Raw genomic sequence first — 17,509 nt, forward strand, 5'->3', positions numbered from 1 at the left:
GACGACCTACGGCGAAGTCATGGTAATGATGTAGTTGCCTGACTGGATGAGCTTGCCGGCGCGGTCTACCAACACGTAACGCTGATCGTAATAGCGCCCCTCGCCGGTATCCGCCACCAGCCGCACATGGGGTGCGTCGATACTGGCCACCGGCGCGACACTGCGCACCTCGATTCGGCTACCACGAGTGGATTGGGCGCAGCCGCGCAGTTCCATCACCGAACCGCTGCGCGCATTTGTCGCACACCCTGACTCGACAATGGCGCCGCTGAACCTGATGGTGCCCTGCCCCACGGTTTGTGCGGCGCCGCAGGTACTTGCCCACAGCCCCAGAAGGCCAGTCATTACCGCTACACGATGAACGTTCATGCCGACACTCCTTCTTGGGTTAGTTAAGAAGTAAGTCGTCGGCACGCCGGTTAACTTGAGCTTATTTACCCGCGAATGAGAGGTGCGTCACGGATCCACCTGCCCCATCAACTCAGGAATGCTCTCCGGCCGCTGGGCATAGCGTTGGGCCAACGCCGCGCAGACCATCAACTGGATCTGATGAAACAGCATCAACGGCAGGATCAACACGCCCATGCTCGCCCCGGCGAACAGCACCTGCGCCATCGGCACGCCGGTTGCCAGGCTTTTCTTCGAACCACAGAACAAGATGGTGATGCGGTCCTCCTGGTTAAAGCCAAACGCCTTGCCCAGCACCGTGGATGCCACCAGCACCAGTGCTAGCAACACGCAGCAGGCCACCACCAACCCGCCCAATTCCCACAGCGGGATCTGGTGCCAGATACCTTCGTTGACCGCCTCGCTGAAAGCCCCGTAGACCACCAGCAGAATCGAACCTTGATCGACAAACTTGAGCCAGGCTTTGTTACGTCCGACCCAGCCACCGATCCAGCGGCTGGCGATCTGCCCGGCAATGAACGGCAGCAGCAACTGCACGCTGATTTTGACAATCGCGTCGATTGTGGAGCCGCCATCCCCGTGCACGTTGAGCAGCAGCGCTACCAGCAGCGGTGTCAGGAAGATACCGAACAGGCTGGACGCCGCCGCGCTGCAGATAGCCGCAGGGATATTGCCGCGAGCCAGGGACGTAAAGGCAATCGCCGATTGCACGGTGGCCGGCAAGGCGCAGAGGTAGAGCATGCCCATGTACAGCTCGTCGCCGATCAACGGCGACAGCAGCGGCTTGAGCGCCAGGCCCAGCAGCGGGAACAGCACGAAGGTCAGGCTGAACACCAGCAAATGCAGGCGCCAGTGGCCGGCACCGGCGACGATGGCCTTGCGCGACAGCTTGGCGCCGTGCAGGAAAAACAGCAGCGCGATGGCCAGGTTGGTGACCCAGCCGAACGCCACGGCAGTCTGGCCGCTGGCGGGCAGCAGTGAGGCGAGGATCACCGTGGCGATCAGGGTGAGGGTGAAGTTGTCGGGCAGAAACCGGGGCCGGGTCATAAGCAATTCTTCCAGGGGTTGCCAAGAGCGTCGCGACGACTCTAACGTAACCACCTGTTACCGACTAACGCCAATGAGCCAGTAAATGCCGCCTAAAGGACATGAAAAAGCCGTTCGCCGCAGTGTCCCTGGGCTTTCCAGCCTGCCACGGCCGGTGTACGGGCGCACTGAATCCTTGCCCAACCGTGCGCTGACGCGACGGCACAGTCATCCGTGGGTGCAGTTGTCCTACGCGATTTCCGGGGTATTGGAGATCCAGACCAGCGTCGGCCGTTTCGTCGCGCCACCCCAGCGCGCAGTGTGGATCCCGGCCGGCATGCCCCACCGGGTGTTCAGTTCGCCCCATACGGAAATGCGCAGCTTGTACCTCGATTGCAGCGTCACCGCCTGGGCCGCCGAGCGTTGCCAGGTGCTGGAGGTGAGCAGTTTGTTGCGCGAGTTGATCCGCAACTTCAGCCAACTGCCGGTGGAATATACCGAAGACGGGCCAGACGGACGCCTGGCCCAGGTACTGCTCGACCAACTCGCCGCCGCGCCCCAGGTGGACTTGATGTTGCCGCTGCCTCACGACCCGCGGCTGCGGCAGATCTACCGCAGCCTGAACCTGCACCCCGAGCAACAGACCACGTTGGGCGAGTGGAGCCGCAAGCTTGGAGTCAGCGAAAAAACCCTCAGTCGGGTGTTCCTGAGTGACACCGGGCTGACGTTCCGCGCGTGGCGCCAGCGCCTGCGCCTGTTAAGCGCCCTGCCCGCCCTGGAACAAGGCGAGCGGGTGACGGATGTGGCATTGGGCTGTGGCTATGAATCGACCTCAGCCTTTATCAATGCGTTTCGTCAGCAGTTTGACTCCACCCCCGGTGAATTCTTCCGCTGACCCTTTCCCACGATGCAAATAATCCCCAACCCCACGCTCGGCTGGTATTGTGCCGCGCTTTGAAACACAGCAACCGACTGCGAGGAAATGGACGTTGAACACTGACGAAAAAATGACCGGGGACCTGTTCGAGGTTGATAAGCGCCTGTCACTCAAGCCCGTGGTGGACTTCAACGCCTACCTGCGCAGCGCCTTCGGCGACGGCCCTTGCACCTGCGTGCGCTGCACGGCCAGCGGTGGTGATGAAAGCGGCTATGAGTTCCAACACACCTTCACCTTCGAGGGTAAGCCCGTGCACCGCCGCTTCGCTTCAACGGCGGGCAGTGATGTACTGATGGCGTTGAAAAAGGCCTGGTTGTCGTACACCAAGGCCGAGCTGCCGCTCAGTGGTGTGTTGGCGCTGGATACGGTGAAGGAATTCGTCGAGCCGCAGTTGCACAAACGCCTGGCGCCGTTGTTTGTGGCCAGTGGGCTGGTCAAGGATGTGGACGGCGAACTGCGCATCCAGCCGCAAGCCATGGCCTGACACAGGCTAATGTTGGGGGGAACACATCTTTCTAGGCAAAGAAGATCCAATGTGGGAGCTGGCTTGCCTGCGATAGCGGTAGTGCAGTAACAGATGCAGTGACTGCCACACCGCCATCGCAGCATACAACTCTGTGGGCTGTAGGCGCAGTCGGTAACCACGATGCGAAGCGAGCCGCTCTTGATCTTGCTCTGCTTTTGATCTCAGGCGCCCCGTCAAACCACGCTGGCCGGAATTCGACAGGGATTTGGGGGGTAAACCGGCAGGGATGCCGGTTTAGCCGCCCCGCGCCATGGATGGCGCGTGGCGGCGGCCCCCCAAATCACTGGCGGATTACGGGCACACCGAGCCTAAGCGAGGTGCCGAGTGGTGGGGCAAGAGCGTTTTGCTTACTTTTGCGCTGTTCAAAAGTGAGCCGCCGTCAGGGCGGAACCCTAGGTGGCCGTTACCGCAGGAATGGATATGTACACAATCCAACTGTGTTGGCTGTCAGGCCGTCTTCGCAGGCAAGCCAGCTCCCACAGTTTGATTGCTGGGTGTCAGGTAGATTGGCGCCGGCTGTCAGGCCGCCTTCGCGAGCAAGCCCGCTCCCACAGTTGGATTGTGGGGTGTCAGGTAGATAGGTGTCGGCTGGGAGGCCGCCATCGCAGGCAAGCCAGCTCCCACATTGGTCAGGTATTGCCCACAGAATCAGCGCCTGGCACAGATCTCCTGTGGGAGCGGGCTTGCCCGCGAAGGCGGCGTGTCAGTCACTGAATATTCAACTGAACCACCGCTATCGCAGGCAAGCCCCCCCATTTTCCGGGTATTGGCCTAGAACCCGGGAACCCCTTGTACGCGCAACTCAGGCGTCAGTTCGTCCAGCGGTTCGGTCAGCGGCCGGTCGCTCCCACCCGGCAGAAGGATCACCTTGCGGCATTCCTCTTCGGCTTTATCAAACAGCTCATACCCCCGCGCCGCCTGCTCCAGGGGCAGCCTGTGAGTAATGATCGCCTCCGGGTGCAGATGCCCCAGCTCGATATGCTCCAACAACTCCGGTAAGAACCGCTGCACATGGGTCTGGCCCATCTTGAAGGTCAGGCCCTTGTCGAAAGCATCGCCAAACATAAAGCCATGGATAAACCCGGCATACACCCCGGCGACGCTGACCACGCCACCGCGGCGTACGGCAGCGATGCACTGGCGCAGGGCCTTGCCGCTGCTGCCCTCGATCTTGAGGGCCGTAAGCAGAGTTTCCGTGGTGCTGCCCTTGGCCTCGAAACCCACCGCATCCACCACACCATCGACGCCGCGCATGCCGGCGGTCTGGCGGATGATGGTGTCAGCCGGGTCCTCGTCTTCTTCGAAGTTGATCGGGATCACCCCGTACATTTTCTGCGCGTAGGCCAAACGGTACGGATGGTCGTCGACCATGAAGATCTGCTCGGCGCCCAGCATCTGCGCGCACGCCGCACTGAGCAGGCCCACCGGCCCGGCGCCATAAATCGCCACGCTGGACCCTTTGCCAATGCCCGCATTGGTCACTGCCTGCCAAGCGGTGGGCAGAATATCGGAGAGGAACAGCACCTTCTCATCCGCCAAGGTGCCGGGCACCTTGAACGGCCCGGCGTTGGCCTTGGGCACCCGCACCCACTCCGCCTGGCCGCCAGGAATACCGCCATACAGACGGCTGTAGCCGAACAGTGCGGCCCCCGGTGGGATGGCTTTTTTATTCAGGATCGCACCGCGCCCATCGTTGGTGGTTTCACAGGCGGCGAATTGCTGGAGCTGGCAGAAAAAGCAATCGCCACAGGCAATCACAAACGGAATCACCACACGGTCGCCAGCTTGCACGGCGGTGACGGCCGGGCCGGTTTCTTCGACGATGCCCATGAACTCATGGCCGAAGATATCGCCATGCTCCACGGTCGGGATCTTGCCACGGTACAGGTGCAGGTCCGAGCCACAGATCGCGGTGGCGGTGACCCGCAGAATGATGTCGTCGGGTTGTTCAATGATCGGATCGGGCACGGTATCCACCTGCACCTTGTGTGCGCCCTGGTAAGTCATCGCTCGCATGCTCTGCGCTCCTGCCGTTGAGGGGTTACTAATTAAGGACAGAGCAGCCCCTCAGTGTTCCTTCGACGTAGAGCGACACCCGATCAATGGTCGCCGCGCGTCTGGGCCAACAGCAGGTCGACTACCTGGCGCAAGCTACCAAGCGCCTCGGCGCCGCTGGCCTGGGCCTGGGCGTGCCAACGCAACTGTTCGGTCGCGCTGTTGCCGCGTTGCAGCAAGGCATCCAAGGTATCGAACAACAGCGGCTCGCCGATGGCCTCTGCGGTGGCGGCAAAGGTCTGTCGGGCGTATTGCAGCCATTGCTCAGCGCTGCCCAGGGTGCCGGTGTCGTCCAACGCAAAGGTGCCAGCAGTCCCATACCGCTTGGCCTGCCAGCGATTCTCCTTGAGCAGCCAGCTCGCTTCGGTATTGAACCTGGCGCCAGGGCGCTGCATCGCGCAGGCGTGGGTGACCATCACCCGAAACAGCGTGGCGAGGGCCAAGGCGTCCGTCAGCCGTGGGCAGGCGTCGGTCATGCGCAGTTCCAGGGTGGGGTAACGCGCCGCGGGGCGGATGCCCCACCAGCCATTGCCATCGGCCTTGATCGCGCCAATGCGCTGCAACAGGGCCAGGTAGCGCAGGTACTCGGCCCAGTCGCTAAAGTGCTCCGGCACGCCCATGCGGGGCCACTCGTCGCACGCGGCCTGGCGGTAGCTCATAAAGCCGCTGGGCGCGCCGTCCCAGAAAGGCGACGAGCAACTGAGCAGCAGCAACAACGGCAACCACGGCGACACCTGGTTCATCACCGCGATGCGGTCCAACGCCTGCGGCACCTGCACATGCACATGCAGCCCGCACAACACACTGCGCCGCGCTACGTATTGAATATCGTCGAACAGTTGCCGGAAATGCGCCTGATCGGTCGGCCGTTGCCCACGCCAATCGGCCAGCGGGTGGCTGCCGGCGCACACCACACCGAGACCGAACTCAGCCAGGGATTGCGCCAGGTTGCCGCGCACAGTCGAGAAATAATCCGCCGCTTCGGCGCTGGAGGTAAACACCGGCGAGGCCGCCTCGATCTGACCTTGGAACATCTCAAAGGAGAAGCCCGCGCCAATCGCTTCGCGGCAGGCCGCCAGCACCGCCGCAGACGGCTCGCCGACCATCTGACGGCTGTGCAGGTCGGTGATGAAGTATTCCTCTTCAATACCAAAGGTGAGCATCGGCATTCAGCGCAATCGGGTGACAGTCAGCGCGACCACGGCGATGCGCTCCACCTGCTCATAGCCTGGCTTTTCCAGTTCCTCACCAAAAACGTCCGGGTCCAGTTCGCGGTAGGTCCAGCCGTAGGCGTCGCTGCCCAACAGTGGCTTGACCGCCTCCAGGAAAGGGTCGCTGCCGGCCACCATCGCCACCCCGGTATACAGCAGCAGGCTCCCGCCCAGGGCCAGCCGCCCGATGGACTCACTGACGATGCGCAGCGACAACTGCTCCCCCAGGGCGCCACCACCATGGCGATAGGCGCGCTGACGGTCATCTTTCATGTACGGCGGGTTGGCGACAATCAGGTCGAATTCGCCCTCCACACTGGCCAGCACGTCACTGTGGTAAACGCTGACGTTATTCAACCCGGCCAGCTCGGCATTCACCGCGGTCATGCGCAGGGCGCGCGGGTTGATGTCCACTGCCAGCACCTGGGCGTCATGCCGGGCTTGGGCAATCACCAGCGCGCCAACACCGGCGCCACAGCCAATGTCCACAGCGCGCTTGAGCGGCTCGAAACGCTGTTGCAGGTAGGCTTCGATCACCTGGGCAAAACGGTAGCTGTCGGGGCCGAAAAACACCGCGTCCGCCTGGTCGGTGGGATAAGGCGAATGAGCGAACAACAGCTCATCGAGGCTCGACCAACGCACCGTGCTGCGCCATAGCGCGCCGTGTTTTTCGATCACATCCGCTTGCTGCAACTCCTCACGCAAGGCCTCGGGCAACAGGCCTTGATCGAACGGCATCGACCACCCGAACACATCGCGCAGCGTCATTGCCAGGGGCGTCGCCAGCCGCCGATAGACACGCTCATGGGTCAAGGGCGTCGGTGTGATAAAGCGATAACCGCCCTCCTTCAACCCCCGGCCCAGGTTCAACAAGGCACGATCAGCCAGTTGTTGCGCAGACATAGGCACATTCCTTAGCGCAGGCGCGCACGCAGTTGGATAAAGCGGCGAGTGGCATACAGCCCGGCAGGCGTGCAATGACGGCGTGCCGACAGCCATGGGATCAGCGCATTGAGCTGTTGCACATCGGGCAAGTTGCACAACGACTCCGCCAGTGCCTGGGTATCCGGGTCCGCCGGGCGATGCTGCTCGCGGGAAAACCGGCTGCCGCGTCCCGGCCGTACGGGCGCCACGCGTTCGCTGGCCACCCATTCACCGGCGATCCAGTCATGGATCAGTTGTTTTTCATAACCGCTGAACACCCCGAACATCGCGGCGCCAGCACCCTCGATGAGTTGCCAGAAACGGCTGTTGGCGGGGTCCTGGTTGTGCTGGATCCAGCCCTTGTCTTCCAGGGCCTTGAGGAACGCACCGATCTGCCCAGGCTGGGCCAGCCATTGGTTGACGGTCTGGCCTTCGAAGCGGCAATAGTCCGAATGCATGTGCTGGCCGAAGGCGCGCTTGCGTTCGAGCATCGCCACCACTTGGTCCTGCAGGTTGAACTGTTTGATGACAGACGTGGTACCCAGGCCCAGATCATTCAGACGGTAGCCTGCGGCCACCCGGCGATAGAAGTCTGCCCTGCCCTCACCCAGCGGCAACAGGTTCAGCACCGATTGTGCGGCCTTGCAGGCGTGGCCACTGCTGGCGTTGTCGATGGTGACATGCAGCGTGAAGTAATAAGGGTCGATGCCCAACTCACTGAGTTCATAGGCGCTGATCAATAGGTGCAGTGGCAGCTGTTCGTAACCCAGGTTGAAGCCAATGACTTCCGGCAGGAACTCGTCAGCGCACATGCCCAGCGCCAGTTGCAGCGCGCCTTGCAGGTAATGGTCATCCTCAAGGCCGGCTTCGCTGTCGGCGTCGTGTTCGCTGAGCAACTTGCGGTAGATCACCACATGGTTCTGCGCGGCTTCACCGTCGCCCAATTCTTCCAGGTAAGTGGTGAGCAGGCCGTCAAAGCGCAGGTCTTGCCAATAGCGCAGCAAGCCGTAGAGCCAGGCACCGTCCACCTGTTTGGTCGGCGCCACGCACTGCAGGAAATACAACGCATGGGCCTTGTTCTGGAAATACCGCCGCGGCCCACCGTTTCGGCGCTGTTCCAGATAGTCGGCATAGGCCTGGGCCACCTCGGCGCAGCGCTGCTCGACCCAGGCCAGCAGCTGTTCGGGCGCCTCTGGCAAGTCGCAATCGGTTGCCTCTACCAGGGCCAATTGATCGTGCAGGTATTCACGCGCCAGTTCGGCGGCGTCTTGGGTTTCGCCATGCAGCTGTTGGTAGACCCGTTGATGGCGGCCCTGGGCCGAATCAGTGAGAGAGGCCGGCTGGCCAGACAGCGCTGTAAGGAGTGTCATGATGGCAGTTTCCGCAAAGTCCGTTACAACGGGCCTCCCACAAGGTGGCCCCGCAAGAGCGCTTGAAAAACATGCGCTTCTAAGATGCAGAACCTTGAGAGGTGCGGAAAATTCAGATGGGATTGTTAACCTGGAGACAAGCGGTCGCGGTGTTATTGCGATGGGGGCATTGGATCAATAGTCGTGCCCAACGCGATATGAGGGGAAATCAGGGATACTCCTGCCGAGCGTGCAACACGTTGACTATCTCGATGCGCTCCGCCGTTACTCGATACACCAGGACGTAATTGGGGTGAACGACGACCTCCCGAGTGCCGGGCACACGCCCGTTCGGATACAGGTAAGGATGCTCGGTCAGTGGCAGAGGCGCACCTTCAAGGCGTGTCTTGATACGGCGCGCAGCCCCAGGATTCTCTGCTGCAATGAAAGTAACGATGTCAATCAGGTCGCTGATAGCCTCATCAAGCCAAACAACACTCAACATCAGGCTTTGACCCTCTGCTTGCGTTCTGCTTCAAGAATAATCGCCTCAACCCTCGCCATGACTTCGTCATGGGGTACACCGGGTCCGGGGTTGGCCAAGCTTTTTTCGACTTTGGCGCGAAACCAAAGATCATGGCTACTTGCCTGCTCCTCAGTTTCAAATTCGGAAACAATTGGGGAAAGTGGAACACCCATGAGATGACCTCCTGTATGAATGCTCAGCAGTTTAGTCCCAAGCTAGCAGGCTGTCTCGGACCACCAGATGAAATGCAGGTGGCTCACCCACAAACAAAAAAACACAACGGCACGCCAGCGTGCCGTTGTGTTCCGCTCATTCAGCGAAATTACTTACGCGCCGCCTCCCACTGCTTGAGCAGGTCGTTGTAGTTCACGGTTTCGCCCTTGGGCTTCTCGTTGGCCAGTTTCGGCTTCGGCGCACCCGGCTGGTCGAACCAGTATTGCGCGTCACGCTCGGGGTTCATTTTCGGGCCGCACACCGGTTGCACCTTGGAGCGTTCCAGGCGCGTCATGATCGCGTCCTGCTCCTTGGCCAGGTTGTCCAACGCCTGTTGCGGGGTTTTCTCGCCGCTGGCCGCTGCGGCGATGTTGCTCCACCACAGTTGCGCCAAGCGCGGGTAGTCCGGCACGTTGGTGCCCGTCGGGGACCATTCGGTGCGGGCCGGGCTGCGGTAGAACTCCACCAGCCCCCCGAGTTTGGGCGCCATGTCGGTCATGGCCTGGGAGTTGATATCGGACTCACGAATCGGCGTCAGGCCAACGATGGTTTTCTTCAGCGACACGGTTTTGGAGGTCACGAACTGCGCATAGAGCCAGGCCGCGAGTTTCTGCTTCTCGGGTGTGGACTTGAGGAAGGTCCAGGAGCCTACGTCCTGATAGCCCTTCTTCATGCCTTTTTCCCAATACGGCCCGACCGGCGACGGCGCCATGCGCCACTTCGGCGTACCGTCGGCATTCACCACCGGTAAGCCCGGCTTGACCATGTCGGCGGTAAACGCGGTGTACCAGAAGATCTGCTGAGCAATGTTGCCCTGGGAAGGCACCGGGCCGGATTCGGAGAAAGTCATGCCCGCCGCTTCCGGTGGCGCGTAGGCTTTCATCCAGTCCACGTATTTCTGCGTGGCGAATACGGCTGCCGGGCCGTTGGTGTCGCCGCCACGGGTGACGCTGGAGCCCACCGGGTGGCAGTCCTCCACACGAATGCCCCACTCGTCCACCGGCAAGCCGTTGGGCAAGCCCTTGTCGCCGCCGCCGGCCATGGAGAACCAGGCATCGGTGAAACGCCAGCCCAGGGACGGGTCTTTCTTGCCGTAGTCCATGTGCCCATAAATGCGCTTGCCGTCGATTTCCTTGACGTCTTCGCTGAAGAACTTGGCGATGTCTTCATACGCGGACCAGTTCACCGGCACACCCAGGTCGTAGCCGTATTTCTCCTTGAACTTGGCCTTCAGCTCCGGCCGCTCGAACCAGTCGGCGCGGAACCAGTAGAGGTTGGCGAACTGCTGGTCGGGCAACTGGTAGATCTTGCCGTCCGGCGCGGTGGTGAACGACAGGCCGATAAAGTCTTTGAGGTCCAGGGTGGGCGAGGTGAAATCCTTGCCTTCGTTGGCCATCAGGTCGGTGATGGATTCGGTCTTGCCGTAGCGAAAGTGCGTACCGATCAAGTCGGAATCGTTGACCCAGCCGTCATAGATGTTCTTGTCGGACTGCATCTGGGTTTGCAGCTTCTCCACCACGTCGCCTTCCTGCAGCAGGTCGTGGGTCAGCTTGATGCCGGTGATTTCACTGAAGGCCTTGGCCAGCACCTTGGACTCGTACTCGTGGGTGGTGAGGGTTTCCGACACCACGTTGATCTTCATCCCACGGAACGGCTCCGACGCCTTGATAAACCACTTCAACTCCTCCAGCTGTTGGGCTTCGGTAAGGGTCGAGGGTTTGAACTCGCTGCCGATCCATTTTTTTGCGGCATCTTCATACGCATCGGCCCAGGCCGAAGCGCTCAAACCACTGAGGGCCAGTACGGCAGCCAATGAAATGCTATGTCGCAGCTTATTGTTTTTATTCAACATAGAGACCTCCAGGTTAATTTCAAACGGGGCTATCGGCAACCACCTCCCTTGTAGGAGCGAGCTTGCTCGCGAAGAACGCAAAGACACCGCGGGCTACCAGGAGCACTGCGTTATCGTTGACGATTTTCGCGAGCAAGCTCGCTCCTACAGAGGTGTGCACAGCTAGCCCCAACGCATCACACTCAACAGCCATACCAGGGAGAGCGCGGACGCCACCCAGATGCTCCAGTCGGTAACGCCAATGACCAGCAAATGCAGGTAGGCGCTGCCGAGCAGACCGATAAACAAGCGATCGCCACGGGTGGTGCTGATCGGCAGCAACCCGCGCCGGGGGATACTCGGCGAACGCAATTCCCAAGTGGTCATGCCCGCCAGAATCAGGGCAATACCGCCAAAGAACAGCGCTGTGGGGGTGGTCCAGGCCATCCATTCCATCATCGACTCCTCTAGACCCGGCCCAGGGCAAAGCCCTTGGCCACGTGGTTGCGAACAAACCAGATCACCAGCATGCCCGGCAGGATGGTCAACACCCCCGCCGCTGCCAGCACGCCCCAATCAATGCCGGAGGCCGACACCGTGCGGGTCATCACCGCTGCGATGGGCTTGGCGTTGACCGAGGTGAGCGTGCGCGCCAGCAGCAGCTCGACCCAGGAAAACATAAAGCAGAAAAACGCCGTAACGCCGATACCGGAGCCAATCAGCGGGATAAAAATCTTCACGAAAAACTTAGGAAAACTATAGCCGTCGATGTAGGCGGTTTCGTCGATTTCCTTGGGTACACCGGACATGAAGCCTTCCAGGATCCACACCGCCAACGGCACGTTGAACAGGCAATGGGCCAAGGCCACGGCGATGTGCGTATCGAACAGGCCAATGGATGAATACAGCTGGAAAAACGGCAGCAGGAACACTGCCGGCGGCGCCATACGGTTGGTGAGCAGCCAGAAGAACAGGTGCTTGTCACCCAGAAAACGATAGCGCGAGAACGCATAGGCTGCCGGTAGCGCCACGCTCAGGGAGATCACCGTGTTCAGGCTCACGTAGTACAGCGAGTTGAGGTAACCGGTGTACCAGCTTGGGTCGGTGAAGATCACCTTGTAGTTGGCCAGGGTGAAATCCTGCGGAAACAGGGTCAGGCCGCCGAGGATTTCGGTGTTGCTCTTGAAGGACATGTTCAGCAGCCAGTAGATCGGCACCAGCAGGAACAGGATGTATATCAGTAATGGAATCAGCTTGCGTTTGCTCATGTTGGCGGCCTCAGCGGTTGGCGTCGGAATGAGTCATGGCGGTGTAGAACAGCCAGGACACCAACAGGATGATCAGGAAGTACACCAGGGAAAACGCCGCCGCCGGGCCCAGGTCGAATTGGCCGACGGCCATCTGGGTAAGCGTCTGACTCAGGAAGGTGGTGGCGTTACCCGGCCCGCCGCCGGTGAGCACGAAGGGTTCGGTGTAAATCATGAAGCTGTCCATGAACCGCAGCATCACCGCGATCAGCAGCACGCTTTTCATCTTCGGCAACTGGATATGTCGGAACACCGCCCAAGCCGATGCACGATCAATCCGCGCAGCTTGGTAGTACACGTCCGGAATGGCCCTTAAACCTGAGTAGCACAGCAGCGCCACCAATGAGGTCCAGTGCCACACATCCATGACCAGCACGGTGACCCAGGCGTCCATGGTGTTGGCAGCGTAGTTGTAGCTGATGCCCATGGTGTTGAGGGTCGAGCCCAGCAGGCCGATGTCGGCACGGCCAAAAATCTGCCAGATGGTGCCGACCACGTTCCACGGAATCAGCAACGGAATGGCGAGGATGATCAGCACCAGCGAGGACCAGCGGCCCTTGGTGGGCATGGTCAGGGCGATGGCGATGCCCAACGGGATCTCAATGAGTAGCACGCAGGCCGAGTAGATGAACTGGCGCAGCAGCGAATCGTGCAGGCGTGGGTCGAGCAGCACCTGCTTGTACCAGTCGGCCCCGACGAAATAGCGGCTGGACTGATCGAAAATGTCCTGCACCGAATAGTTGACCACCGTCATCATCGGGATCACCGCACTGAACGCCACCAGCAGGAACACCGGCAACACCAGCCACCAGGCCTTGTTGTTCTGCACCTTGTTCATGGCGCCACCTCCAGCAGGTAATCGTCGGCGTAGAGCATCAGCCATTGCGCGGGGAAACTGATGGAGGCCTTGCCTTCCGGCACCGGCTTGTCCTCGGCCAGGCGCACCTTGAGCGTGGCGCCGTCGAGGTTGAGGGTCATGATCTTGTAGGTGCCGAGGTCTTCCACATGGACGACGTCGGCTTGCAGGGCGTCAGGGTTGTGCTCGTCCCACACGTGGATAAATTCCGGGCGGATACCAACCTGGAGTTTTTTGTAGTCAGTGGTGTTGAGACGTTGCTGCAACGCTTCGGACAGTGGCAACAGGGTATTGGCGAACCCTACACCGCCAGACTTGGCCTGCACCTCGATCAGATTCATCCCAGGGCTACCGATGAAATAACCGACAAAGGTGTGGCTGGGCCGCTCGAACAATTCACGCGGCGTACCGAACTGCACGATCTGCCCGCCATACATCACCGCGATCTTGTCGGCGAAGGTGGAGGCTTCCAGTTGATCATGGGTGACATAGACCATGGTGATATTGAACTGCTCATGGATCTGCTTGAGCTTGCGCCGCAGTTTCCACTTCAGGTGCGGGTCGATCACCGTCAGCGGCTCATCAAAGAGAATGGCCGACACGTCATCGCGTACCAGGCCACGGCCCATGGAAACTTTCTGTTTTTCGTCGGCGGTGAGGTTGCGGGCTTTTTTGCTCAGCAGGTTTTGCAGGTCGAGGACTTCGGCGATCTCCTGCACCTTGCTATGGATTTTCGCCTCGGCCATGCCCTGGTTGCGCAGCGGGAACGCCAGGTTGTCGAACACCGTCATGGTGTCGTACACCACCGGGAACTGGAACACCTGGGCGATATTGCGTTTCTCCGGGGTGAGCTCGTTGACCACCTGGGTATCAAACAGTACCTGACCTTCGGACGGGCTAAGCAGGCCGGAAATGATATTGAGCAGCGTGGACTTGCCGCAGCCTGACGGCCCGAGCAAGGCATAGGCTCCGCCCTGCTCCCACACATGGTTCATTTCCCGAATGGCGTAGTCTTCTGGCCCCGCGGGCGCAGGGCTGTAGCTATGGGCCAGGTTGCGCAAATGGATCTCGGCCATCAGGCAACCCTCGCGACACGGCGCCCGGGGGCCTGGACCAAGCGGCCCTGACCATCGAACACAAACAGTTTGTGGGTGGGGATATACACGCGGATCGGCGCGTCGACATCGTACTCATGCACCCCCGGCAGGTGCAGCACCAGCAGGAAATGCTCACTGCGCACATGCAGGAAGGTTTCCGAGCCGCTGATCTCGGCGACTTCCACGGTCACCGCCAGCTCCAGGTCATCATCGTTGCTGGGCACCAGGCTGATATGGCTGGGGCGCACGCCAAAGCGGAAATCGCCTTCGCCGATGGGCCGCAGGTCAACATTGAGTGGGAAATGCACGAAATTGGCGAAGCTCACTTCGTTGCCGCTGATGCGCCCTGGCATCAGGTTGATCGGCGGCTCGGAGAACAGCTCAGCGGCGAGCACGGTTTGCGGCTGGTGGTAGACCTCGGCGGCCTTGCCACTCTGGATCACCCGCCCCTCGTGAAGAATGGTGGTGGTGCCGCCCAAGGCCAGGGCTTCGTTGGGCTCGGTGGTGGCATAAATGGCGATGGTGTGGCGCGCCTTAAACAGTTCGCGCATTTCCTGGCGCAGCTCTTCGCGCAGTTTGTAGTCCAGGTTGACCAGCGGTTCATCGAACAAAATCAGTTCGGCGTCCTTCACCAAGGCGCGGGCCATGGCGGTGCGTTGCTGCTGGCCACCGGACAGCTCCAGGGGGTGGCGCTGCAGGAATTTCTCGATGCGCAGCATCTTGGCGGTTTCCAGCACCTTGCTCTGGATCACCTCATTGGACACACCGGCCTGGCGCAACGGCGAGGCGATGTTCTCGAACACGGTCATGGTCGGGTAGTTGATGAACTGCTGGTAGACCATCGACACATTGCGCAGGCGCACCGGCTTTTGCGTGACGTCCACGCCGTTCATCAGGATACGGCCGCTGTCGGGCTTGTCCAGGCCGGCCATCAGGCGCATCAGGCTGGTCTTGCCGGACAGGGTGCGACCGAGCAGGACGTTGAAAGAACCGGCTTCGAACCGCAGGTTGGCGTCGTCGATCCAGGTTTGGCCGTCGACAACGCGGGAGACATGTTCCAGGGTCAATGACATGACACGACCTTTTTTATTATTGGAATGAATCTGGTCCATTGTCAGAGCGAGTTTCGTGCCAAAACCGCAAGCGCTTGATGTGTAAGGAAATGGGTGAATCATGATGTTCAGGAGTGAACAATCCGGCTGAACAACTGAACACTGCCGGGGTTGACAATGAACAGTTGTGAACAACACTCTCATAACCAACACAGACTAAATGTGGGAGCGGGCTTGCTCGCGAATGCAGTGGGTCAGTCAATCATCGGTCGACTGATACACCGCATTCGCGAGCAAGCCCGCTCCCACAGTTTGAATCGGTTTCTTCAGTTAGATATGCAAAAACAATAACAATAAAAATGAAGGTCGCACGATGGCCGAACCCTTGACCCACGACACCCTTATCCAGGAATCCTGGCGCCGTTGCCGCGCCTATGGCCTGGACCACCAGAGCGCCCCCAGCTTTGACCAACTGCCCGCCGAGGGCATTCGCCAACTGCTGGAAAGCCAGCATTCCCTGGTACAGACCACCCACCAGGAAGTGTTGCCCTACTACGAAAACATTCTCAGCAATTCCAACTGCCTGATCATGCTCGCCGACAATCAGGGCCAGGTGCTGACCTCGTGGGGTACCCAGCGGTTTATCGAACCCACGCTGGCCCGTGGCTTCAGCCCCGGCGCCAGTTGGATGGAACGCGCCAGCGGCACCAATGCCATCGGCACCGCGCTGGCCTGCGCCCAGGCCGTGCATATTGAGCACGATGAGCACTTCCTCAAGGCCAACCGCTTCATGACCGGCTCCGCAGCGCCGATTTTCGACGCCCAGCGCGAAATCATCGCCGTGCTGGATGTGTCCAGCGACAGCTACCTGCCGCCCTCCCACACCCTGGGCATGGTCAAGATGATGAGCCAGACCGTGGAAAACCGGCTGATCCTCAACCTGTTTCGCGGCGAACACTTCCAACTGACCTTCAACACCGGCTTGAGCAACCTCGACAGCCAATGGGCCGGCCTGCTGATCTTTGATGAAAGCGGCCAGGTGCTGTCGGCCAATCGGCGTGCAGATAACCTGCTGGGCATCAGCCTGTCGCGGGTGATGATCGACAGCCTGTTCAAGGTCTCGCTGCTGGAGTTGCTCAACCAACCGGAAGGGCTGCCCTTCGCCTTGCACGCGGCGGGACGCAATAGGTTTCAGTGCCTGTTGAAGCGGCCCAAGCAGATGCCGGTGCAGGCCCGGGTGTTCAGCCAACCGCCGCCGCCAGCACCGACCTCGATCAACCTCCAGACCCTGCATTTTGGCGATGTGCGCGTGGAAAAAGCCGTGCGCCAGGCCGAGCGCCTGCTGGAAAAAGACATTCCGTTGTTGATTCACGGCGAGACCGGCGTGGGCAAAGAGGTGTTCGTCAAAGCCCTGCACCAGGCCAGTTCCCGCAGCCGGCAGGCGTTGATCGCAGTGAACTGTGCGGCGATTCCCGCAGAGCTGGTGGAATCGGAACTGTTCGGCTACGAAAAAGGCGCCTTCACCGGCGCCAACCAGAAAGGCAGCATCGGCCTGATCCGCAAGGCGGACAAGGGCACGCTGTTTCTCGACGAGATCGGCGATATGCCGCTGCCGACCCAGGCCCGCCTGTTACGGGTGCTGCAAGAACGCTGCGTGCAACCGGTGGGCAGCAGCGAGGTGTTCCCGGTGGATCTGCGCATCATCTCGGCGACCAACCGCGCCTTGCGCGAGCTGGTGCAGGCTGGGCGCTTTCGCGAAGACTTGTACTACCGCATCGGCGGCCTGACCCTGGAATTGCCGCCGTTGCGCGAGCGTACCGACAAGCAGGCGCTGTTCCAGCAACTGTGGCAGCAACACCGCGAGCCGACGCAATGGGCCGGGCTGAGTGCCGAGGTGCTGAGGCTATTTGAGCAACACCCGTGGCCGGGGAATTTACGCCAGGTGAGCAGCGTGTTGCAGGTGGCGTTGGCAATGGCCGAAGAGCAGCCGATCCGCGCAGAGCACCTGCCCGATGATTTCTTCGTGGATTTGCAGGCGACGCTGCCGCAGTCCAAACCCGAACACCTGGATGAACGCCTTGACCTGAACCAGCGCCTGGAAGCCGTGGGCGGGAACATCTCCCACCTGGCGCGGGAGTTAGGGGTGAGCCGCAACACACTGTACAAGCGCCTGCGCCAACACGAAGGCTGA

The 17,509-nt window shown here is 60.7% G+C and carries 17 protein-coding genes; 3 read left to right on the forward strand and 14 right to left on the reverse strand.

Annotated elements, in window-relative coordinates; genetic code table 11:
* Positions 1-6 precede the first annotated feature (6 nt).
* Together ACWHXD_RS17000 and ACWHXD_RS17005 are read right to left on the reverse strand one after the other, a co-directional pair.
* Positions 7-369: a type 1 fimbrial protein gene (locus ACWHXD_RS17000; RefSeq protein WP_138761585.1), complete on the reverse strand. Its 363-nt coding sequence runs from the start codon at positions 367-369 to the stop codon at positions 7-9.
* A gap of 87 nt (positions 370-456) precedes the next feature.
* Positions 457-1,455 carry a bile acid:sodium symporter family protein gene (locus ACWHXD_RS17005; RefSeq protein ID WP_138761586.1) on the reverse strand — a complete coding sequence of 333 codons (999 nt, stop codon included), beginning with the start codon at positions 1,453-1,455 and terminating at the stop codon, positions 457-459.
* Positions 1,456-1,540: 85 nt separating this feature from the next.
* Here ACWHXD_RS17005 and ACWHXD_RS17010 point away from each other — a divergent pair, with 85 nt between their 5' ends.
* Positions 1,541-2,329: an AraC family transcriptional regulator gene (locus tag ACWHXD_RS17010; RefSeq protein ID WP_032896737.1), complete on the forward strand. Its 789-nt coding sequence runs from the start codon at positions 1,541-1,543 to the stop codon at positions 2,327-2,329.
* A 94-nt stretch (positions 2,330-2,423) separates the two neighbouring features.
* Entirely contained in the window at positions 2,424-2,855 is a 432-nt protein-coding gene (locus tag ACWHXD_RS17015; RefSeq protein ID WP_032896736.1) for a hypothetical protein, read from the forward strand.
* Between the two features lie 813 nt (positions 2,856-3,668).
* On the opposite strand, the gene ACWHXD_RS17020 is transcribed toward ACWHXD_RS17015, so the two are convergent.
* The 12 genes from ACWHXD_RS17020 to ACWHXD_RS17075 form a co-directional block, all read right to left on the reverse strand.
* The gene (locus ACWHXD_RS17020; protein WP_138761587.1) at positions 3,669-4,913 is read right to left on the reverse strand and encodes a zinc-dependent alcohol dehydrogenase; all 1,245 of its coding nucleotides are present in this window, start codon (positions 4,911-4,913) and stop codon (positions 3,669-3,671) included.
* 83 nt (positions 4,914-4,996) lie between these two features.
* The gene (locus ACWHXD_RS17025) at positions 4,997-6,115 is read right to left on the reverse strand and encodes a carboxylate-amine ligase (RefSeq protein ID WP_138761690.1); all 1,119 of its coding nucleotides are present in this window, start codon (positions 6,113-6,115) and stop codon (positions 4,997-4,999) included.
* A gap of 6 nt (positions 6,116-6,121) precedes the next feature.
* Positions 6,122-7,066, reverse strand: coding sequence for a N5-glutamine methyltransferase family protein (locus ACWHXD_RS17030; protein ID WP_138761588.1), 945 nt, complete (start codon positions 7,064-7,066; stop codon positions 6,122-6,124).
* Positions 7,067-7,077: 11 nt separating this feature from the next.
* Complete coding sequence (locus ACWHXD_RS17035; protein ID WP_138761589.1) at positions 7,078-8,457, reverse strand: iron-containing redox enzyme family protein; 1,380 nt, start codon at positions 8,455-8,457, stop codon at positions 7,078-7,080.
* Positions 8,458-8,665: 208 nt separating this feature from the next.
* Complete coding sequence (locus ACWHXD_RS17040; protein ID WP_044273978.1) at positions 8,666-8,941, reverse strand: type II toxin-antitoxin system RelE/ParE family toxin; 276 nt, start codon at positions 8,939-8,941, stop codon at positions 8,666-8,668.
* The gene (gene relB / locus ACWHXD_RS17045) at positions 8,941-9,135 is read right to left on the reverse strand and encodes a type II toxin-antitoxin system RelB family antitoxin (RefSeq protein ID WP_044273976.1); all 195 of its coding nucleotides are present in this window, start codon (positions 9,133-9,135) and stop codon (positions 8,941-8,943) included. The genes ACWHXD_RS17040 and relB overlap by 1 nt, the downstream gene beginning before the upstream one ends.
* Positions 9,136-9,284: 149 nt before the next feature.
* Positions 9,285-11,027, reverse strand: coding sequence for an ABC transporter substrate-binding protein (locus ACWHXD_RS17050; protein ID WP_003192009.1), 1,743 nt, complete (start codon positions 11,025-11,027; stop codon positions 9,285-9,287).
* A gap of 162 nt (positions 11,028-11,189) precedes the next feature.
* Positions 11,190-11,462, reverse strand: a complete 273-nt coding sequence (locus ACWHXD_RS17055) for a DUF2160 domain-containing protein (RefSeq protein ID WP_014718862.1) — start codon at positions 11,460-11,462, stop codon at positions 11,190-11,192.
* 11 nt (positions 11,463-11,473) lie between these two features.
* Positions 11,474-12,274 (reverse strand): carbohydrate ABC transporter permease, encoded by an 801-nt coding sequence (locus tag ACWHXD_RS17060; RefSeq protein WP_003232361.1) that lies wholly within the window; start codon positions 12,272-12,274, stop codon positions 11,474-11,476.
* Between the two features lie 10 nt (positions 12,275-12,284).
* A complete protein-coding gene (locus tag ACWHXD_RS17065) occupies positions 12,285-13,151 on the reverse strand; it encodes a carbohydrate ABC transporter permease (RefSeq protein ID WP_138761590.1) in 867 nt (288 codons plus the stop codon).
* Positions 13,148-14,245 (reverse strand): ABC transporter ATP-binding protein, encoded by a 1,098-nt coding sequence (locus tag ACWHXD_RS17070; RefSeq protein WP_098951054.1) that lies wholly within the window; start codon positions 14,243-14,245, stop codon positions 13,148-13,150. The genes ACWHXD_RS17065 and ACWHXD_RS17070 overlap by 4 nt, the downstream gene beginning before the upstream one ends.
* Positions 14,245-15,339, reverse strand: coding sequence for an ABC transporter ATP-binding protein (locus ACWHXD_RS17075; RefSeq protein ID WP_003192018.1), 1,095 nt, complete (start codon positions 15,337-15,339; stop codon positions 14,245-14,247). The genes ACWHXD_RS17070 and ACWHXD_RS17075 overlap by 1 nt, the downstream gene beginning before the upstream one ends.
* 352 nt (positions 15,340-15,691) lie before the next feature.
* Here ACWHXD_RS17075 and ACWHXD_RS17080 point away from each other — a divergent pair, with 352 nt between their 5' ends.
* Positions 15,692-17,509: a sigma-54-dependent Fis family transcriptional regulator gene (locus ACWHXD_RS17080; protein ID WP_032896725.1), complete on the forward strand. Its 1,818-nt coding sequence runs from the start codon at positions 15,692-15,694 to the stop codon at positions 17,507-17,509.

Source organism: Pseudomonas fjordensis (genome assembly GCF_976987115.1).